The following is a 19,401-nucleotide window of genomic DNA, read 5'->3' as shown; positions in this document are numbered from 1 at the left end:
CTAAAAAACCAGGTGTTCCTTATTCTTTATTTTTTCATTAGTTAATTCGATCACTAGTTGGACCCCTGTTATAGATCGAACAGGATTGATGATTTTATGAAGGTCTTCATCAGTGACGAGGTCGTCTTTCATCAGCCACAGAAAATCAAGATGTTTAAACTCGGGCAATAGATACTCCCCTTCAAACTGATTGTTGTATAAGTAATGTGACAATGAACCTGTCGGTTCATGATACTCAAAGATTGAAAAAAAATAGTCCCGTTTTTTTTTCTTAAGACCAATTTCCAATTCGTGATTAATCCGGAAGTCCATTCCCAGCAGGCTATTGAGCTGCCAGCAAAACTGGTAGTCTTTTACCGGTGCCATGATTCCCAGCAGCCGGGTATCTTCAAAAAAAGCTTCGGCCAGGTCATGATTATTGATCGATAATTTCAGGCTGCGTTCAGACACGATACTCTTTTTTTATAATTATAAACCGGCTTGTTTCAAAATTATGGCCAGCTCATTACGGGTAATATTTTGCCTCTCTGACTTATCGTAAATTGAAATAAGAAAAATTGTATCCTTAACCAGTTTTACACAGGTGATAATCCGGGCGCCGCTGCTTTTGCCTTTATTTTTTGAAGCAACTTTAACCCTTATCTCTTATAGCAATCTTTCCCTAACGGTTCCCCCTGCGTTAGATTCTCCAATAGGGAAAGATTAAGGATTCGGAGGTCTTCTATAATGGAAGGATATTTTTTGTATAGTGCCTTTAACTCCTTCTCAAAAAGATGGGTTAACTCAATTTTTAGCTTCGCCATTAGCTAAGTTCTTTGAGTAATTTTTCAAAAGACTTCAATTTTCTTTTTCCTTCCAGGGAACTTTTTACTTCTTTAAAAGCATTGACCAATTCCTGTTGACGGGTTTTTGGAGCTTTCTTTTTGCTACCGGCTTTGACATTTATTTCTTCCACTTCCAAAAAACTAAACGACTTCAGTAATTCTTTAGTAAATGCCAGTTTTTTCTGATCCTTGATATGTACGATTATTTTTTGCATTTCTTAAAATTACTCATTAAAACTGAACTTCCGATTCTATCGTTTCACTCCCTCTTTTATATTTTACTTTCGTCTTATCTCCTTTATTAAACTTGTTTAATGCCTTCATATAATTTTCAACGGAGGTGATAGCATTTTCTCCCAGTTGAATAATTATATCGCCGGCCTTTAGTCCGGCCTTAGAAGCCGGCCGGCCATCCGTTACACCATCGGCTCTCACACCAACTCCCGAAAATGTATAATCTGGCATAATACCCAATGTCACTTTAAACGATGACATAGAAACCTGTTGTTCTCTTGTTTTTGTAAACACCAAACGCTGTGTTTGTTTATTCAAATTGGTGATAAGACTATTGATGTAATTGATGACCGCCAATTCTCCTTCATAATTGATCTTGTTCGCATCATCACTGGGGCGGTGATAGTCCTTATGCTGCCCGGTAAAGAAAAATAAAACAGGAATATCCTTTCTATAAAAGGAAGTATGATCGCTGGGACCGGCACCACTGGAGTCGATCTTTATTGCAAATGGAAGTTTTTTATCATTGGCATTTATAACCAAAGACCAGGTTGGCGAAGTACCAAAGCCGCCGACAGCTAATGTCTTTGTACTATCATTAAGTCTGCCCACCATATCCATATTGACCATGTAGTTGGTGGTCTTCAAATCAATGGTGGGATTTTCCGTGAAATACTTTGAACCAAACAAACCCAGTTCTTCTCCAGAAAAAGCTATGAAGAGATAATTATTATTTTTGACTTTGGTTGTTTTTAAAATTCTGGCCAGTTCAATCAGGGCGGCCGTGCCACTGGCATTATCATCTGCTCCGTTGTGTATCAATTTTTCACCCGTACGTAACATCGAGTTCCCATCTTCTCCGTATCCCAGGTGATCAAAATGGGCGCCCAGTATCACCGTGGTAGCTGCACCATTGTCGATATATCCAATTACATTATGCCCGGTACGTTTCTTTTCGCTAATTTCTACATTAAGCTTTATATTCAAAGTGGCAGTAGGATCATTGAAATATTTTTTAGCCGCTTCTTTTTTTACGTATATGACCGGGATTGACAACTGGTCCGTTTTTTCTTTTGGATTGAAAGCAAGTTTATCATCGTCGGCAGAAGTGTTATAAATAATGACAGCTGTAGCACCGCGGTTATGCGCTTTTTTTGAATTGGTTTTAATATAGTCAGCCAGGTCAAAATGCGGGTTGGGTTTATTGTCTTCTATTATTTCCTTCAGATCAATAAACCAGGGCATATCTGCTTCCTGTATGGCAATTGCAGGCGAAGCTTCCAGGGATTTTTCGGCACTGAATAAAAAGGGGAAGAAATCTTCTCCGGCCTTTAAGGATGTATCGTTAATACTAAAGGAAGTCTTTTCACCAATACGCTTTCCTTCGTTGATATCAAAGGATTGAAAATAACCCTCTGTTCCTTTGGGCTGGATTCCATTGGCCCTGAACTTTTCGCTGATATACTCCATGGCCAATTTTTCACCGTTGCTTCCGGCTCTTCTTCCTTCCAGTTTGTCATCGGCCAAAAATGAAATATGGGTTTTCAGGTTGGCTAATGTAATCTTGTCTTCTTTCTTTATTTTTTGGGCAAAAGAGCTGGTTACAACCAGGGTAACAGCAAACAACAGCTTTATTCGTAGGATAACCATAAGGTAACAATTGAAACACAAAGTTAACAGGCGAGGCATTTCTTTTAATATTACCTCATTGTTTATTCTCAATTTTAATATTATAAACCTTTTAACGAACCAGATTGTCATAAAATCGGATTTCGTAACAGATTATACCCGTTGCTTTCTATTTTTGCACCCCTTTTAAATTGGATAAACGAAAATTACATATTGCCCTTGTCGGAAATCCTAATAGCGGAAAGAGTTCTTTATTCAATTGTCTCACAGGGTTGAAGCAAAAAGTGGGCAATTTCCCGGGGGTCACCGTTGATAAAAAAACAGGGACAACACTGCTGTCAATCGGAGAAGCTGAGATCATCGACTTGCCTGGTTCCTACAGCTTATACCCCAGGCGACTTGATGAATGGGTGAGCTATAAAGTGTTACTGAACCAGGACGAATTAAAGGCAGATGTGGTGGTTGCCGTAGCCGACGCCAGCAATCTAAAACGCAATCTTCTTTTTTGCACCCAGTTGATCGACCTGAAAATTCCGGTGGTCATCGTATTGACGATGATGGATATCGCTAACAAAAAAGGAATAAAAATTGATATTACTGAACTGGAAAGGGAATTGGGAGTGCCGGTGATTGCTGTTAATCCGAGAAAACATAAAGGGGTTCCCCAATTAAAAAAAGCAATTGAGCAAACCGCACTCAATCTCTACAAACCACCGATTAACGATTTTATAGATAATAAAGACCTGGCCGCTACAGCTATCGATGAGCTCCGCCATCAAATTCCTCATTTAAGCGACTATACGGCTATTCATTATCTCATCAATCATGAATCATTTGCGCTGGATGCAAAGACACAGGATGTGATTGAATCCATCGAACAGAAAAACAAGTTCAATCCAACTAAAACCCAGGCAGAAGAAATTCTGCATAGATACAGTCGTATCAAGCACATCATGCAGCTGACAGTCTCAGAGCCTGATCCTTTGCAAAAAACGTTGTTTACTGAAAGGCTTGATGACATTTTGCTTCACCGGCGATGGGGCTACCTGATACTACTGGCAGTTTTGTTTTTATTATTCCAAAGTGTTTTTTTTCTTGCCAGCTATCCCATGGATTGGATCGACCAGGGATTTGGCTCCCTCAGTGGCTGGCTTTCGTCGGTGCTGCCTGAAAATAATGTGACCGATCTTTTCATCAACGGAATAGTAGCCGGACTTAGCGGCATCGTGATGTTTGTACCGCAAATAGCTATTCTTTTTGGTTTGATCACCATTTTGGAAGATACCGGTTATATGGCCCGCATCAGTTTTCTCACTGACCGAATGATGCGGACAGTTGGGCTTAATGGCAAAAGTGTGATGCCCATGATCAGTGGTTTTGCCTGTGCTATACCGGCTGTCATGAGTACACGGAATATTGAGAACAGGAAAGAAAGACTGCTTACCATTTTGATCACTCCGCTCATGAGTTGTTCGGCAAGATTGCCCGTTTATACCATTTTGATCGGCCTGGTTATTCCCAACAAATATTTTTTTGGTTTTATTGGTTTGCAGGGATTGGTAATGCTTGGTCTTTACCTGCTTGGTTTTGTAATGGCGCTGCTTGTTGCTTATGTGGCCAAATGGTTTATTAAAATAAAAGAAAGAAGTTTTTTCATTTTAGAGTTGCCGGTATATCGTTCGCCAAGATGGAAAAATGTCTGGCACACCATGTGGAGCAAAGCAAAAATATTTGTCATTGATGCCGGCAAAATTATTATGGTCATCAGTCTTATTCTTTGGGCGCTAAGTTCATTTGGTCCTAAAGAAAAAATGCATGAAGCTACCGTTCAATATCAACAGGCGTTGGCGCAGCCAAATGCCGATACCACGTCTATTCAAAATGAGTATGGCAATAAAAAGTTAGAAAACTCCTATGTAGGTTTGATGGGCAGGGCTATTGAACCCGTTATTGATCCATTGGGCTATGACTGGAAGATTGGCATTGCACTGATTACATCCTTTGCAGCAAGGGAGGTTTTTGTTGGAACAATGGCTACACTTTATAGTGTCGGCAATGAAAATAATGAAGGACCGTTGAAGGAAAAGATGAAAGCAGCCGTTCGTCCCGATGGTAAACCGGTTTATTCATTAGCGACCGGTGTCTCCCTGATGTTGTTTTATGTTTTTGCCATGCAATGTATGAGTACCCTGGCGATTGTAAAACGAGAAACCCGCAGTTGGAAATGGCCCATCATACAACTGTTATATATGACAGGACTTGCCTACATCATTAGCTTTATGGCCTACCAGTTGTTGAAATAATCGTTTCCGCAAATCAGGGATTAGGGCTTTCCCATTTATCCTTCGGCTCAAAATATTCCCACACCAGTTTTGATGTTTTACGTGCCAACTGCCAGGCTTCATTATCATGTTTCCAACTCGTGTCCTTGTTGTTCTTTGTAAAAATGCAAAAGATATAAGGATTGTTGGGAGCATTAACCAATAACACCTCACTGCGTACCGCATTCACACAACCATTTTTACTAAACACTTCAATGTAAGGAGGTATCTGGGAAATGGCTTCATTTTCATCCCAATAATTCCTTCCCAGGCATCGCATCATTCTGTCACAAGCAGCAGGTGAAAAGATTTTATTCCGATAAATCATTTCGAATAATGTTCCTATTTCTTTGGGTGTTGTTTGTCCCCAACCATACAGACTCCTGTTATTTTCACGTCCCGGAGTTCTGGAGTTTACTCTTGTGTATTGAAAGCCCATACTATCTAAAATGGCATTGATCCTTGTACCCATGCCTGCCAATTTTTGCAGCCAAAGGCTCGCGGTATTGTCGCTGGTTGTCAGCATCAGCATAATTACTTTTTTCAATGCAATTTTTTCTCCGTCCTTAAATGAGCCAAGAATGTCTTCGCCTTCGTACAATAATGAATCTTTATAAACATGAGCAGAATCATAATGCAACTCTCCCTTTACTATTTTATCCATTACGCCAACCAATATGGGCACTTTTACAATACTGGCCGTTGGAAAAACGGTATCGGCATTGATAGCAACAACTTTTCCTGATTTTAATTCTTTGATATAAATGCCTGCATCGCCCCGAAAGCCTTGTATTGCTTCAATTAATTGTGATTGCAATTTTTTATCTGTTTTTTGAGCGAAAACTATCGTCATAAAAAGATTGCAGCAAAGTAGCAGGGCCAGTTTTATCATCGTTATTATGTTCTGTTGGTTTTAAAGATGATCAAAAAGTGAGAGCAGCTTCAACCATTACTTCATGCCCAAATAATCCGTCACCAATTGGCAAAAAGCCGTAACACCGGTCTTCATAGCACTATCTTCTACATAAAAATCCGGTGTATGATGTGGTGCTGCTTTTTCTTTATCCATGCCCTTTGGCATTCCACCGAGATAAAAGAAAAATGCCGGAGCTTTTGTTCCATAGTAGGAGAAGTCTTCTGCGCCTGTCACCCACTCACGTTCCGATACATTGCCAGCACCAATAGCATTTTGGAGGGAGGGAAGCATTTTTTTTACAAGAGCCGGATCATTATAAGTAACCAGTGTTTTTGTATCAATAACCACTTCAGCTTCTGCCCCCGACGCCTCTGCTATTTTTGTGATTGTATTTCTAAATTTTGCATGCACATCTTTTTGCATAGCACTATCGAGAGTGCGGATGGTGCCAAGCATAATGCATTCTTCCGGTATGATATTGTTACGAACACCACTTTGAATTTTTCCAACTGTTATCACAACAGGAGCTTTTGTCAACTCTGATGCACGACTTACAATATTTTGTAATCCCTGGATTATTTGTGCTGACGCAGCGATCGGATCTATACCCAACCATGGCTGCGATCCGTGGCTGGCCTTGCCTTTTACCCTTATACTAAAAAAATCCGCAGCGGCCATAAAAGCTCCCGGTCTGTATTGAATGGTGCCTGATTCAATTCTTGATTGGATATGCAGGCCAAAAATTGCGTCAACTCTTGGATTGTCCATTACACCCTCCTTCACCAGCAGCGAGGCGCCACCTTCTTCACCATCCGGAGCGCCTTCCTCAGCCGGTTGAAAAATAAATTTGACGGTGCCTTTTATTTCTGATTTTATTCCTGCAAGCACTTCGGCTACGCTCATCAATATGGCAACGTGTGCATCATGACCACAGGCATGCATTACTCCTACTTCCTGGTTATTGTAAATTGTTTTTTCTTTGGAAGCATAGGGGATGTTTACTCTTTCTTCAATGGGAAGTGCATCCATATCGGCTCTTAATGCGATACACGGTCCTGGTTTGGCGCCACGCAGCAAACCAACTACACCTGTTTTGCCAACACCCTCTTTTACTTCAACACCCAATTTTTTTAAATGGTCAGCCACCATCTTTGCGGTCTTAAACTCCCTGTTTCCTAATTCAGGATATTGATGCAAATGCCTGCGCCATTCGATACATTGTGGTTCTATTTTGGTAATCGCCTGCGAAATTTTTTGCTTAAGTTGTGCCTGTACTGAAGAAACAGAAAATAGGAAAAGAAGAGAGATCGGTGTACATAACTTCATTATAAAAATTTTTATGAATTTACCATAAAATGTTTTTAATCAACTACCTTCAAATGCCAGGAACGAGTCCTTACAAACAATCACTTTATTCCAGAATGTTTACGAGAAAGCTCTGATGCCGCCGCTCCGCCATTTACCATTTTTAAAGGCTGTGTTATTACACAGTGTTACTGCTTTTGGTGGGCCACAGGCACATATTGCCATGATGATAAAAACTTTCGTCAGGCAAACGCCTTATCTCACTGAAAAAGAGCTGATGGAATATAATGCCTTTTGCCAGCTTTTACCCGGTGCTTCTTCTACGCAAACACTTACATTGATTGGTTATAAAAGAGGTGGTGTTGGTCTTGCGGTTCTTACATTGATCATTTGGATTCTCCCGGCTTGCATTTTCATGGGTGGTCTTTCTTTTTTATTACACTATATTGATAAAAAGGCATTGGATACAGATATTTTTAAATTCATTGCCCCGATGGCTGCCGGCTTCCTTGTGTTTGCCTGCGTCAGCACATTCCCGCATGCTATACGAAACACCATTACGTGGTTTATCATGATCGTCAGTAGCATTGCTACTTATTTTTTGTTCAAGCTCCCGGCTATTTTTCCATTGATGATCATATTGGGTGGAGTAGCAACCAATCTTAGTAAAAAAAGAATTCCACAGGTAGAACAAAAACCGAGTAAGGTAAAATGGTGGAACTTTTGGCTTTTTGGAATTTTATTCATTGCAGCTGGTATTATAAGCGAAACAGCAAGAAAAGATAATTGGCCAAATAGAAAACCGATAAATCTTTTTGAAAACACTTACCGGATGGGCAGCCTTGTATTCGGCGGTGGCCAGGTTTTAATGCCCATCATGTATGAGCAATTTAGTGTAAGACCGGATGCGATTCGTGAAAAAAATCCTGACGTAGTACGGATTGATAAGGAAGATATGTATACCGGAATGGGAATTGTTCGGGCAGTGCCGGGCCCTGTTTTTTCTATTGCATCTTTCACAGGTGGTATGGCCCTAAAAGACATGGGTACCAAAGCCCAGGTTATTGGCTGTCTTATCGGGACCGTTGCAATCTTCTTACCCAGTGCATTGCTCGTTCTGTTTTTTTTCCCGATATGGAATAATTTAAAAAAATATGCAGCTGTCTATCGCTCATTAGAAGGAATCAATGCTGCAGTTGTCGGTATCATGATTGGTTCCACCTTTTATATCATGAAAGATATTTCGTTGATCGAAGTAAAAACAATAAGTGCATTGAACATACTCGTCATACTGAGTACATTTTTATTATTGTGCTACACAAAAATTCCAGCGCCGGTTATCGTCGCTGCCTGCCTTTTATTGGGCTATTTTTTCTAGCAGATATAAACAGGTTCCTACGTTTTGTAATAGTTACTCTTCAAAATTTCTTCGTACACTTTTTCAGGCACCATATATCGAACCGACTTGCCTTGTTTGACCAATTGCCTAATATGTGTGGCTGAAATCTGCAGGAGTGGTGCATCTATGATAGTCAGGTTAGCATGAATAGTATTATGGATTTCGAAGCCTTCTCTTTTATAAACATAAATAGGATAATTTTTTATAATATATTCATAGTTTTTCCACTTATGAAGATTTTGAAAACTATCGCCCCCCATGATCAAAGAAAATTGATAATCGGGATGTTTCTCACTTAAGTGCGCCAGTGTGACGCTGGTATAGGAGGGTTTTGGAAGACTAAATTCTATATCGGATACTTTAATGCGGAGATCATCTTCTGTTGCCAGCCGCAAAAGGTGAAGCCGGTCATATTCATTTAAGAGCGCCGAACTTGGTTTAAATGGATTTTGAGGCGAAACGACAAACCAGACCTTGTTTAAAGGAGTTTCGTTCAAAATATAATTTGCAATGATAAGATGGCCCTGGTGTACAGGATTAAAGGACCCAAAATAAAGACCAATTTTCATCTAAAACATTGATTATCAGCTTATTGATTCAACAATAATATGTTCCGCCTCGTCCAGCCTGAGACTGAGTTTGTAACCGGAGATGGAGACAGAAACCGGATCGCCCAATGGCGCCACCTGATCTACTGAGATCTCTTCACCAGGCAAGCAACCCATTTCCATGAGCTTTAAATAAATATCCTGGCTTCCAAAGCTCTTTATGATTGCCTTTTGGCCCAACTTCAACTCTGACAATTTTTTACTCATGTTTAATCCAATTACGACAAAACTAACATTGTATTCTGTTCTTTGTTTACGAATTTTGAAATTATGCGATCCTCAACAGAATCAAAGATTTATTTCTTTTTTCAAACACAAGTAAACCTGCAGCAGCGAACGAGGCTAAAGAAATTCCTGGAATCTTTGTTTAAAAGAGAGGAAAAAAGTCTGCAGAGCCTCAACTATATTTTTTGTTCCGATAGACAACTTTTGGAGATAAACCGCCAATATCTAAACCATGACTTCTATACCGATATTATCAGCTTTGAATTATCCTCGAAGGGTGCTCCTGTAGAAGGGGAAATCTATATAAGCATTGAAAGGGTAAAAGACAATGCTTTAACAATCGGAGAAACCTTGCAAAGAGAACTTCTTCGGGTCATCTTTCACGGCGCATTACATCTATGTGGTTACAAGGATAAAACAAAAGAGCAAATCCGAAAGATGAGAGAGAAGGAGGATTTTTATATTGCCTTATACTCGAAAGCCTGAAAATCAAGTCAGGAAATGTATCTAATAGCCTCATCATAATTTATTCGTTTCACGGGACACTGTTTCAAAGTGAAACAGTGTCCCGTGAAACCTTATCTTTGGGAAAACTTCAACTATGGCGAGAAAGAGATGGCAAGCCAAAACAGAAATCACCCCTTCCTTACTCAATTTTCGTGAAAAAAGAAAGTGGCAAATCACTCTGCGCCGTTACGTGATAGAAAAAAGCCCCTGTCCCGCCTATGCTCCGTACTTTGGTTTGGATATCGAAAATATCAGGAAGTGGTTTGAATATCAATTCAACAGTGAGCTCAGCTGGGAGAGTTTTGCCAAAAACTGGCAATTTGATCACATTATTCCTGTCACCTACTTTGATCATTCCGTGGACGAGGAGCTCAGGCTTTGCTGGAACTTCACAAATCTCAGGGTCGAGCCGTTTCAACTCAATAAAAATCGTGGAAACAGGATAGACGTATTAGGAGCTAAATCATATTTTGACGAACTATACTTACAAACAGGTTATCCCATTACAAAGGCGCTAAGAGATAAAATTGCCCGGATCGAACTATCAGAATTAACCAGTTCAGAGCCACAACAAAAATTCCTTGCCGAACACAAGGAATACCTGGCACAAATTGAAAACTATTCCATGTTTGAGTTTGAGCTTCTAAATCATGGACGATCACCAGAAGAGGTTAAAAAGGAGATTGCCTTCCTTCAAAAAAATATTCAAATCTGAAGGCCTTCAACAAAGTACCTTTGCAGCCTATGTTTCCAGAATATGATGTAATAGTAGTCGGTGCGGGCCACGCAGGCTGTGAGGCAGCGGCCTCAGCGGCTAATCTTGGCTCAAAGGTTCTTTTGGTAACCATGAACATGCAGACAATAGCTCAAATGAGCTGTAATCCTGCCATGGGAGGTATTGCAAAAGGCCAAATAGTGCGGGAAATAGACGCTTTAGGCGGCTATTCCGGTATTGTCACGGATATCTCTATGATACAATTCCGGATGTTAAACCGCTCCAAAGGACCTGCGATGTGGAGTCCCCGGGCACAGAGCGACCGCATGCTTTTTGCCGGAACCTGGCGGGAAATGCTGGAAAAAACCCCCAATGTTGACTTTTACCAGGACATGGTCAGAGGTTTGGTAATAAAAGATGGTAAAGCCTGCGGCGTAATCACCGGCCTGGGACATGAAATAAAAGCAAAGGCCGTTGTCCTCACTAACGGAACATTCTTAAATGGCATCATTCATATTGGTGAGAAAAACTTTGGCGGTGGCAGGGCTGCAGAAAAAGCAGCGACCGGTATCACTGAGCAGTTGGTTTCTTTGGGCTTTGAAAGTGACCGGCTGAAAACAGGTACACCACCAAGAGTGGATGGCCGAAGCCTTGATTATTCCAAAATGGAGGAACAACCCGGCGATGAGGAGATCACAGGGTTTTCTTATACGGACACCCCGAAGCCAAAACAGCAACGAAGCTGTTGGGTAACCTATACCAATCAAACCGTACACGATATTCTTAAAACCGGTTTCGACCGCAGCCCAATGTTTGCCGGACGAATAGATGGGGTGGGACCCCGATACTGTCCCAGCATTGAAGACAAGATTAACCGCTTCGCGGAAAGAGAAAGGCATCAGCTTTTTATTGAGCCGGAAGGTTGGAACACCGTTGAAATATATGTCAATGGCTTTTCAACATCATTACCTGAAGAAGTTCAGTACGAAGCGCTTCGTACTGTTCCTGGTTTTGAGAATGTCAGGATTTTCCGACCGGGCTATGCCATTGAATATGATTATTTCCCTCCGACCCAGCTAAAACACACATTAGAAACAAAACAGATACGAAATCTTTTCTTCGCTGGCCAGATCAATGGAACAACGGGCTATGAAGAGGCCGCCTGCCAGGGATTGATGGCTGGTATCAATGCACACCAGGCTATAAGAGAATTAGAGCCGGTTATTCTTAAAAGAAGCGAAGCTTATATCGGTGTACTGATTGACGACCTGATTAGCAAAGGAACCGAAGAACCCTACAGGATGTTTACTTCGAGGGCTGAATTCAGAACATTGCTTCGCCAGGACAATGCCGACCTACGACTTACAGAACTAAGTTATCGCCTTGGCCTGGCATCGCAAGAAAGAATGGATAAAGTGGTAAAAAAACGAAAGGATGTTGATGAGATTAAAACTGTTTTAAAAGAAACAAGCATCGAAGCTGAAGAAGTCAATCCTTTCTTTGAGTCAATCAATTCTTCATTGATCACAGAAAAACAAAAAGCGGAAAAAATTTTGCTACGGCCCGGTATTGAATTAACTCAACTGGCGCATGCATTACCAACCTTACAAACAAAACTTTCAATTTACTCCACAGAGAATATCGAACAGGCTTCCATACAAGTGAAGTATGATGTTTACATAGAGAAAGAAAAAGAACTGGTAACAAGAATGAGTCAATTAGAAGATCTTGAAATACCATCTATGTTTGATTATAAAAAAATTCTTTCACTTGGTAATGAAGCAAGAGAAAAGTTAAGCCGCATTCAACCAAGAACACTCGGACAGGCGAGCCGAATCTCCGGTATTAATCCCAGTGATGTGCAAATATTGATGGTATACATGGGAAGATAACCATTTCAGTTGCTTCATCTTTTTCTTTTAGTTTCATTTGTTAAAGAGTGATGCGCTACATAGATAATTCCACACAACTTTATTTTTTCCAAATATTGTGGAATTGCTGTTGTTGAAATATCTCATGGTTAATAAAAAACTTAAACCATGGATACCAACAAAATTCTTTCTGCCGATCTACTCGATCTTGTTTTTGATAACAGAAACAAAGACTATGGTGCGTATGAGCTACGCAAAACCTATCACACACGAATTACAAGGTCGCTGATCTTTACCGGTGTCTTTACTTCGTTAATCTTCGCCGGGGTTGTATTGGCAAACAAAGAAAGAAAAACAGAAGAAAGATTTATCATCAAACCGGAAGTAACGATATCAACGATTGAACCGGATTTAAAGCAACCAGATCCATTACCTGAACCGCCACCCCGACAAGCCGAGCCTCAACAAATAAGAACAGAGCAATTAACAAACATTGTAGTAGCACCTGATGATAAAGTGCAAGAACCACCACCAAGTCAGGATGATTTATCGATGGCAAAGATTGATGTAAAGACCCAAGATGGAATTGACTTTAACGGTATAGTAGAACCTCAAATTCTTGATGACGGAAAGGGAATTATTGAAAACAAAGTAACAAAGGAACCGGAAGGCCCCCTTGAAATAGTGGAGATACCGGCAAAGTTTGATGGCGACTGGATAAAATTTTTAGAACGAAATTTGAATGGCCAGGTTGCCGTTGATAATAATGCTCCCGCTGGTCGATATACTGTTATTATGCAGTTTGTGGTTGATGTTGATGGTTCAGTCAGTGATATCAAACCATTAACTAACATCGGCTACGGCTTGGAACAGGAAGCTATAAGGGTTTTAAAAAAAGCAAAGAGATGGGACCCCGCTATCCAAAATGGACACAGCGTAAAGGCGTATCGTAGACAACCGATTACATTCCAGGTGGCATCAGAAGAATAGGTTTAAACAAAACAGACCCGCATGAAAGCGGGTCTGTTTGTTTTTAGATTCTTTGCTTAACTATTTCTCTTTTGTAATTAAGGTCTGTTGCTCCCGGCTTGTTACCGAATTATTTACTACCCCTTTAATTTCTCCCCTACAGTTAACAGATCCACATCTACATTCAAAGGGTTCCATCGTCTCATTCAAAAATTGAGAATAATCCAATGTCAGCTCTTCATTTCGCGAAATATTTCTAAGCGCAATCACATTTAACCCATCGAGCCTTGTGTTCGCATCACAGCTATGATTTTGTGGCGCCCACTCCGAAGGATCTTCATCCCACAACACAAACACTTCCTCACTTAAAGCATACGCATATCTGCGAAAATGAAGTTGCTGCTCCTTATCCCAGTTTTTCTCGACAAACCTACGGGTCACGATGCGCTGAGCCTTTTCCTCTCCCGTAAATATGACATCACCTTTCCGGATATTACGGGTAGCATAAATTCCAAATCCTGCAATGGAGTTGCCTTTCATCGCATATGGCTTTTTCTTCCTTCGGTGCCTGGCGATTCCCTCTTCGATGATGTGCTCAAGAAATCCTTTTTGACCAGCTTCGTCAAACTTTAAAATGAAATCAGCCGAACCTTCATAGCCGTCTGTATAAAAAACAGAACAGGTAAAGTTGATCTCGAGAAAATAAATTTCGTTATTGTCATCAATCCTAAAGTCGAGCCTGGCATATCCCACGCCATTAAAGCCCTGGAATATTTTTTCTGTCGCTGCTCTTAACTTTTTATCCAGCACCGGATCGGTACAGGGAAAATTACAGTCCGGGTGCAACTCGGATGTTTTTAATGAATAGGTTTTAAAATACTTTCCCTCGGGAAAGACATACTCTACCGGCTTAAAAACCCGGCAACTTTTTCCATCCTTATTCGCTGCAACCAACACGGTGAACTCCCTACCGTCAATATATTCCTCCACCAACAATGGTCCATATTCATTAAATATTTCCACGACTTTTTTCAGTAAGTCCTGCTTATTATACAAAACCGAATTTTCATCTATACCCAAACTGTCCCCGGCCTTTGCCGGCTTAATAAACATTGGATAAGACAAATATTTCTCCACTTTGTCGATATCCTCAGGTTGTTCAATGATAAAATAGCCAGGCGTTTTTACCCCCTCGCAATGCGCAACATATTTCATTAACTCCTTGGTAGGATCATATAGTTTGGCTGTAGGACCTGTATGAGGCAGGTCGAGCAATTCAAAAGAATGAATCACGTCAATAGACGGGACTTCCCATTCCAGGTATCCTTCACACAGGTTTACAAACACATCATAGTTCTTCTTCTTCAACTCCTTCAGCTGGCGATAGGTTGTCAGCTTATTGAGAAAAACATGATCCACTTCATCGTTCGGCAACAAGGCTGACAAATTCCTCGGCGGATCATAGTATTTGTAATCCACCCCTGTGGTAGAATAATCGGGTTGTAGCACACAAACCTTCATGGTATTTATTTAAAGCTTTAAATTTCTTCTGGCGAAAGCATCGTGAATAATCCGCCTTACAAGGTCAGCAAACGAGTTGTTAGAATAGCGGAGAATAGCGCCAATAGATGTATAGTCCTCGTCTTCACTTAATCCGCACTGAGCATTCACTTCAAGCATATATAACTTGCCGGTGTTCTTATCCATTCGAATATCCAGTCGTCCATATCCCATCCCTCCCACGGACAAGTATGCCTCCAGGCTTAACTGTTCGATAGCTTTTACTAATGATTGATCTGGTTGGTGATAATCATAAAAATTCTCATCGGCGGGCATGGGCTTTTCATCCTCATAGATTTCCCAAAGTCTATCAAATGAAAGAAACTTTTCTTCATCCGGCAACGACTCATGAAAGACCCGCTCAACAGGTGGAAAAACAAAACAAGATTTGGGACGGGTTGAAGATCCCACTATAAAAGAAGTGTATTCCGGGCCTGTAATAAATTGTTCTACAAACAACCCATCGGCCAATAAATTCCAACCCCGGTAACCCTTTTTTATTTCATTAATGCGATCGCTTAGTTCATCGTCAGTGTAAACCACATTCTTTACTGATACACCCATGCTTCCACCGGATACTGCAGGTTTAATAATCAGTGGTGCTCCTAATCTTTTACAGATTCCTTTGATCGATTCTTGACTCCCGTCGATAATTTCCCATTTTGCTGTAGCAACACCGGCGTCATCAAACGCCTTTTTCATGGGTATTTTGGAGGTAGTGATATTGTAAAAATGAGCATCAGAGCCGGTAAAGATCAATTTATTGTTTTCCAACTCATGAATAACCGACACACCCGGCGTACCGTTTACCTCATCACCATCGCAAAGGTTTAAGACCAGCGGTATTTTTCTACCTGACTTCTTTTTAATCGTGGCAATAATTTCCTGGAAGTTTTGCATCGTGACCGGTTGCCATGTCCAGTCCGCACCTATTTCATCAAAAACCCGCCTGTATTCTTCAAGGCTTTGAGAAAAGTCGTAATAATATTGAAGATTGGGGTCGTCTGTTTCCAGGTAAGGAAAAAGTATCCAGATCTTTAATCTTTGTATCGGATCAATTGCCGCCGGCTTCTGCTTCGAAACCTTTCGCTTAAGCTCTTTTTTCCCTGTTTGAACGATCATGCAGTTGTTGTTCGATGAATCGGGTCAATGTATAGTTTTTCAGTATGTCCAGGTGTATGTGTGCGGCTCCCTTTATTTCACCAAGACACTTTATGCTTCCACAAAAACAAGTGAACGGTTGAGCCATATCCCATTCAGTAGAGGGATAGAAAAAAGTCATCTCATCGCCTTCTGCTATTGGTCGCAAGGCCACAATGTGCATAGCATGTGTGTCGAAAAAAACATTGGGATCGCAACTATGGTTGATGTATTGCAGATGCTCCGGGTGTAATAAAATGTGTTTATCAATACCAACCTGCACGGTGAGGTAATTGGGCTCAGCAACTATTTCCCTCGAAGAAAATTCAATAACAACATCGCCCGGCTGATAGGCCCGCTGCGCAAAAAAACCTTTTTGATTGTTACTGAGATTTTGCCTGACAACGGCGAATGTATGATCGCTGATAATGCGATAGTCGGAACTTGAATGGGTTATCATATTTCAATTGATATGAAAAGATATTGATAAACTTTTATGTAACAAATCTTCTATTCATAAATGTGAATAATTAATAACAATAGTTGAATAACATTGACACGTTTACTGATTACTTCAATGACCCTATTATACGAAAGGACTTGTTATACCAATAGCAGAAACAAGCTGACTGATCAAAGACTTTCGTCGTTGCCCGACCCATTCTCTTGGTTCTGTTGAAATTCTTTCCATGCAATTGCTAACTTGATTTCGCCAAAGCCAATGGAACTACCAAGCTTTTCTTTGATGATGTTTAAAGGAGAACCCTTCATTGCTTGCAAAGCCGGCTCAATGATCACCAACTTTTCCCTGCTTACCAGCTCTTCAATATGAATAGTCCCTTGTTGAACATAATAAGCCAGGTGGCCTTCGATTGTTTGGTCAGTAAGATTTCTCAATGCTGCAATCTCTTTAACAGCCCGTCCCTCCTTAAAAAGTTTAAAAGACTCCGCTTTTGTATCAACCTTCGGCTTCTTAACAGCACCCGGATCTTTTTTTTCCCGTTTCGGTGTCTTCTCATGAATCAATGATTCCAGTCCCTTTGTTTTACTGTATCGGACAATAATATCCAGGAACGACTGGCCATACTTTTCAATCTTCGCCTCTCCAAAACCGCTGATTTTTCTTAACTCGGCTAGCGTTTGGGGCAAATACCGGCTCATCTCCGCAAGGGTGTTGCTACCGGCAACAATATAAATAGGAAGGTTTGCTTTAGAACAAATAGAATCCCGAAGGATCTTTAACTGCATATATAGAGAAGGGTGAGGAAGATCGGATCTATCTGTGCTCGCCGTTGCATAGGCATTGATGGAAAATATAGGAACAGTAAACGCCTTTTTAAGTTGCTGGTAAAGGTCTATCGAAAATCCATTTTCAAAACCGCGGATCAAATACTGTTTTAACGAAAGAAGCGCAAAAACCTCCTTCAGGCTATCATTATACTCCCTTGCATGCTGACGGCTATCCGTGCTAACCGGAGAGCTTTGCAAATAGTTAATTGCTTCATTTACTTTTTCCTTAAAAAAGGTTCCAGCAGCTTTCAGCCTTTCATCTATTTTATCATGATCCACGGCCTCTTGTTGAAACAGGTTTCCTAACTGTGCCTGGAACTTCTTAGCCACCTCGTTAATACCACCTACTTTCTCTTTCAACGACGTTAGCCAACCCATCGAATCATTGCTAAAAGACGTCTTATGCTCTATTATATAATCTAATAATATCCGGCAGTTTTCAAGGGCGACCGCAAAATCAAAAGTGGATAACAAAATAGTTAGCTCATAATTTAGCTTGGCCCGCTCTAATTCGCTTTCCAATCCTTTCAAGTTAGATTGATTCTCTGAAAAAGCAACAATCCTGCTATCACTATGCAGGCTTGATGGCCGAACCCTTGTTTGTAAAATCAATCCCGGCAAATTAGTACAACGGCTCAGTGCCACATAAACCTGGCCTGCCGCAAAAGCTTCTTCAGCGTCTATAATAGCTTTTTCAAATGTTAGTCCCTGGCTCTTGTGGATAGTAATCGACCAGGCCAATCGCAAAGGATATTGCACAAAGGATCCTAATACATCTTCTTCCAGCTTTCTCGTTACATTGTTGAGAGAGTACCTGATATTGCTCCAGGTTTCACGGCTTACTTCAATCTCATGCTCCTCGCCCCTGCATTGAACAGTTATTTTGTCCCCTTCCAGTTTTTTTATCGTTCCGATTTTCCCATTAAAGTATCGCTTACCCTTGTCAGCAGCGTCATTTTTAATAAACATGACCTGTGCGCCGGGCTTCAGGACCAGCGCTTCCTCTGCCGGGTAAGCTTTTTCCGGAAACTCTCCGGTGATCTCAGCCCGATAAACCATTGACTTTTCCGTTATCTTTTCCAACTCCTCCCCATTGATAAGATCCGCTTTTCGATTGTGGGTGGTAAGAATAATATAACCATCATTTTTACTACGGCGAAAGTCCGGTATCAGCCGGCTCTCCAAAATCTGCAGGCCCTCGCCATCTATTTCATTGTTGCGAATTTGGTTGAGAAGCTGAATAAACTGTTCATCATTTTGCCTGTAAATTTTATTGAATTCTATATAAACAGGAGGCTCTTCCTCTATTACTTTACTGTCAAAAAAATAAGGGCTCTTGTAATACTGCGATAGAATTTGCCACTCCTGGACAGGCACGACCGGCGGCAGCTGGTACATATCACCAATAAACAACACCTGCACGCCGCCAAACCGCTCGAAGTTCCGCTGCCTTATATGCCGCAATATCGTATCGATGGCATCGAGGGTGTCGCAACGAACCATACTGATTTCATCAATCACCAACAGTTCTAATTCCTGCAACAGTTTTCTTTTTTCAGCATTAAGCCGAAGACGACTTAGCAAGCTATGCCGGTCAGCAATGGCATCATTATGACCATACCCCGTCGAAGCAGGTATAAAAGGAGATATAGGTAGTTGAAAAAAAGAATGAATGGTTACGCCACCGGCATTGATCGCTGCCACGCCGGTTGGCGCTACTATAGCCATTTGCTTGGGCGATTTGTTTCGGATATATTTTAAAAAAGTAGTTTTCCCGGTACCGGCTTTGCCAGTCAGAAAAATGTTGCGGGAACTTTTATTCACGAGCTCAGCCGCAAGGCTAAACATTGTATTTGATGTATCGGGCGTGATGTCTGCCACAGATTAT

General features: G+C 40.9%; 18 protein-coding genes. 6 read left to right on the top strand and 12 right to left on the bottom strand.

From position 1 onward, the window contains the following. From ACFEL9_RS25540 to ACFEL9_RS25525, 4 genes are all read right to left on the bottom strand, one after another. Complete coding sequence (locus ACFEL9_RS25540) at window positions 1–450, bottom strand: IPExxxVDY family protein (RefSeq protein ID WP_385896080.1); 450 nt, start codon at window positions 448–450, stop codon at window positions 1–3. An 18-nt stretch (window positions 451–468) separates the two neighbouring features. Continuing rightward, on the bottom strand, window positions 469–642 hold the full coding sequence (locus ACFEL9_RS25535; RefSeq protein WP_385896151.1) for a type II toxin-antitoxin system RelE/ParE family toxin: 174 nt from the start codon (window positions 640–642) through the stop codon (window positions 469–471). Window positions 643–802: 160 nt separating this feature from the next. After that, on the bottom strand, window positions 803–1,039 hold the full coding sequence (locus ACFEL9_RS25530; protein WP_385896077.1) for a hypothetical protein: 237 nt from the start codon (window positions 1,037–1,039) through the stop codon (window positions 803–805). A gap of 16 nt (window positions 1,040–1,055) precedes the next feature. Next, entirely contained in the window at window positions 1,056–2,708 is a 1,653-nt protein-coding gene (locus tag ACFEL9_RS25525; protein WP_385896075.1) for a M20/M25/M40 family metallo-hydrolase, read from the bottom strand. Between the two features lie 170 nt (window positions 2,709–2,878). On the opposite strand from ACFEL9_RS25525, the gene feoB reads away from it, so the two are divergent. After that, a complete protein-coding gene (gene feoB / locus ACFEL9_RS25520) occupies window positions 2,879–4,990 on the top strand; it encodes a ferrous iron transport protein B (protein WP_385896072.1) in 2,112 nt (703 codons plus the stop codon). 13 nt (window positions 4,991–5,003) lie between these two features. Here feoB and ACFEL9_RS25515 read toward each other — a convergent pair whose 3' ends face one another. Continuing rightward, window positions 5,004–5,861 (bottom strand): serine hydrolase, encoded by an 858-nt coding sequence (locus ACFEL9_RS25515; protein WP_385896069.1) that lies wholly within the window; start codon window positions 5,859–5,861, stop codon window positions 5,004–5,006. Between the two features lie 96 nt (window positions 5,862–5,957). Further along, complete coding sequence (locus ACFEL9_RS25510) at window positions 5,958–7,250, bottom strand: amidohydrolase (RefSeq protein ID WP_385896067.1); 1,293 nt, start codon at window positions 7,248–7,250, stop codon at window positions 5,958–5,960. A gap of 115 nt (window positions 7,251–7,365) precedes the next feature. Between ACFEL9_RS25510 and ACFEL9_RS25505 the strand changes: the two genes are divergently transcribed. Continuing rightward, window positions 7,366–8,607, top strand: a complete 1,242-nt coding sequence (locus ACFEL9_RS25505) for a chromate transporter (protein WP_385896064.1) — start codon at window positions 7,366–7,368, stop codon at window positions 8,605–8,607. Window positions 8,608–8,624: 17 nt separating this feature from the next. On the opposite strand, the gene nadD is transcribed toward ACFEL9_RS25505, so the two are convergent. After that, the gene (nadD, locus tag ACFEL9_RS25500) at window positions 8,625–9,197 is read right to left on the bottom strand and encodes a nicotinate (nicotinamide) nucleotide adenylyltransferase (RefSeq protein WP_385896062.1); all 573 of its coding nucleotides are present in this window, start codon (window positions 9,195–9,197) and stop codon (window positions 8,625–8,627) included. Window positions 9,198–9,212: 15 nt separating this feature from the next. Beyond that, the gene (locus ACFEL9_RS25495) at window positions 9,213–9,443 is read right to left on the bottom strand and encodes a FeoA family protein (RefSeq protein WP_385896060.1); all 231 of its coding nucleotides are present in this window, start codon (window positions 9,441–9,443) and stop codon (window positions 9,213–9,215) included. 63 nt (window positions 9,444–9,506) lie between these two features. On the opposite strand from ACFEL9_RS25495, the gene ybeY reads away from it, so the two are divergent. The 4 genes from ybeY (at window position 9,507) to ACFEL9_RS25475 (ending at window position 13,544) form a co-directional block, all read left to right on the top strand. Then, entirely contained in the window at window positions 9,507–9,947 is a 441-nt protein-coding gene (gene ybeY, locus ACFEL9_RS25490; protein ID WP_385896057.1) for an rRNA maturation RNase YbeY, read from the top strand. A 115-nt stretch (window positions 9,948–10,062) separates the two neighbouring features. Beyond that, a complete protein-coding gene (locus ACFEL9_RS25485; protein ID WP_385896054.1) occupies window positions 10,063–10,683 on the top strand; it encodes a hypothetical protein in 621 nt (206 codons plus the stop codon). 29 nt (window positions 10,684–10,712) lie between these two features. Beyond that, on the top strand, window positions 10,713–12,575 hold the full coding sequence (gene mnmG, locus ACFEL9_RS25480; RefSeq protein WP_385896052.1) for a tRNA uridine-5-carboxymethylaminomethyl(34) synthesis enzyme MnmG: 1,863 nt from the start codon (window positions 10,713–10,715) through the stop codon (window positions 12,573–12,575). Between the two features lie 147 nt (window positions 12,576–12,722). Beyond that, complete coding sequence (locus ACFEL9_RS25475; RefSeq protein WP_385896049.1) at window positions 12,723–13,544, top strand: energy transducer TonB; 822 nt, start codon at window positions 12,723–12,725, stop codon at window positions 13,542–13,544. A gap of 60 nt (window positions 13,545–13,604) precedes the next feature. Here the strand turns inward: ACFEL9_RS25475 and ACFEL9_RS25470 are convergent, their stop codons facing one another. From ACFEL9_RS25470 to ACFEL9_RS25455, 4 genes are all read right to left on the bottom strand, one after another. Beyond that, window positions 13,605–15,044, bottom strand: a complete 1,440-nt coding sequence (locus ACFEL9_RS25470) for an SET domain-containing protein-lysine N-methyltransferase (RefSeq protein WP_385896048.1) — start codon at window positions 15,042–15,044, stop codon at window positions 13,605–13,607. Between the two features lie 9 nt (window positions 15,045–15,053). After that, the gene (locus ACFEL9_RS25465) at window positions 15,054–16,205 is read right to left on the bottom strand and encodes a D-alanine--D-alanine ligase family protein (protein WP_385896045.1); all 1,152 of its coding nucleotides are present in this window, start codon (window positions 16,203–16,205) and stop codon (window positions 15,054–15,056) included. Continuing rightward, window positions 16,174–16,683, bottom strand: a complete 510-nt coding sequence (locus ACFEL9_RS25460) for an SET domain-containing protein (RefSeq protein ID WP_385896044.1) — start codon at window positions 16,681–16,683, stop codon at window positions 16,174–16,176. Before ACFEL9_RS25460 ends, ACFEL9_RS25465 begins: the two co-directional genes overlap by 32 nt. Before the next feature lie 173 nt (window positions 16,684–16,856). Continuing rightward, the gene (locus tag ACFEL9_RS25455; protein WP_385896041.1) at window positions 16,857–19,394 is read right to left on the bottom strand and encodes a helix-turn-helix domain-containing protein; all 2,538 of its coding nucleotides are present in this window, start codon (window positions 19,392–19,394) and stop codon (window positions 16,857–16,859) included. Window positions 19,395–19,401: the final 7 nt, after the last annotated feature.

The organism is Terrimonas alba (assembly GCF_042434975.1).
Lineage (GTDB): Bacteria > Bacteroidota > Bacteroidia > Chitinophagales > Chitinophagaceae > Terrimonas_B > Terrimonas_B alba.
The sequence above is the reverse complement of the archived record's forward strand: the minus strand, read 5'-3'. Positions and strand labels throughout refer to the sequence as shown.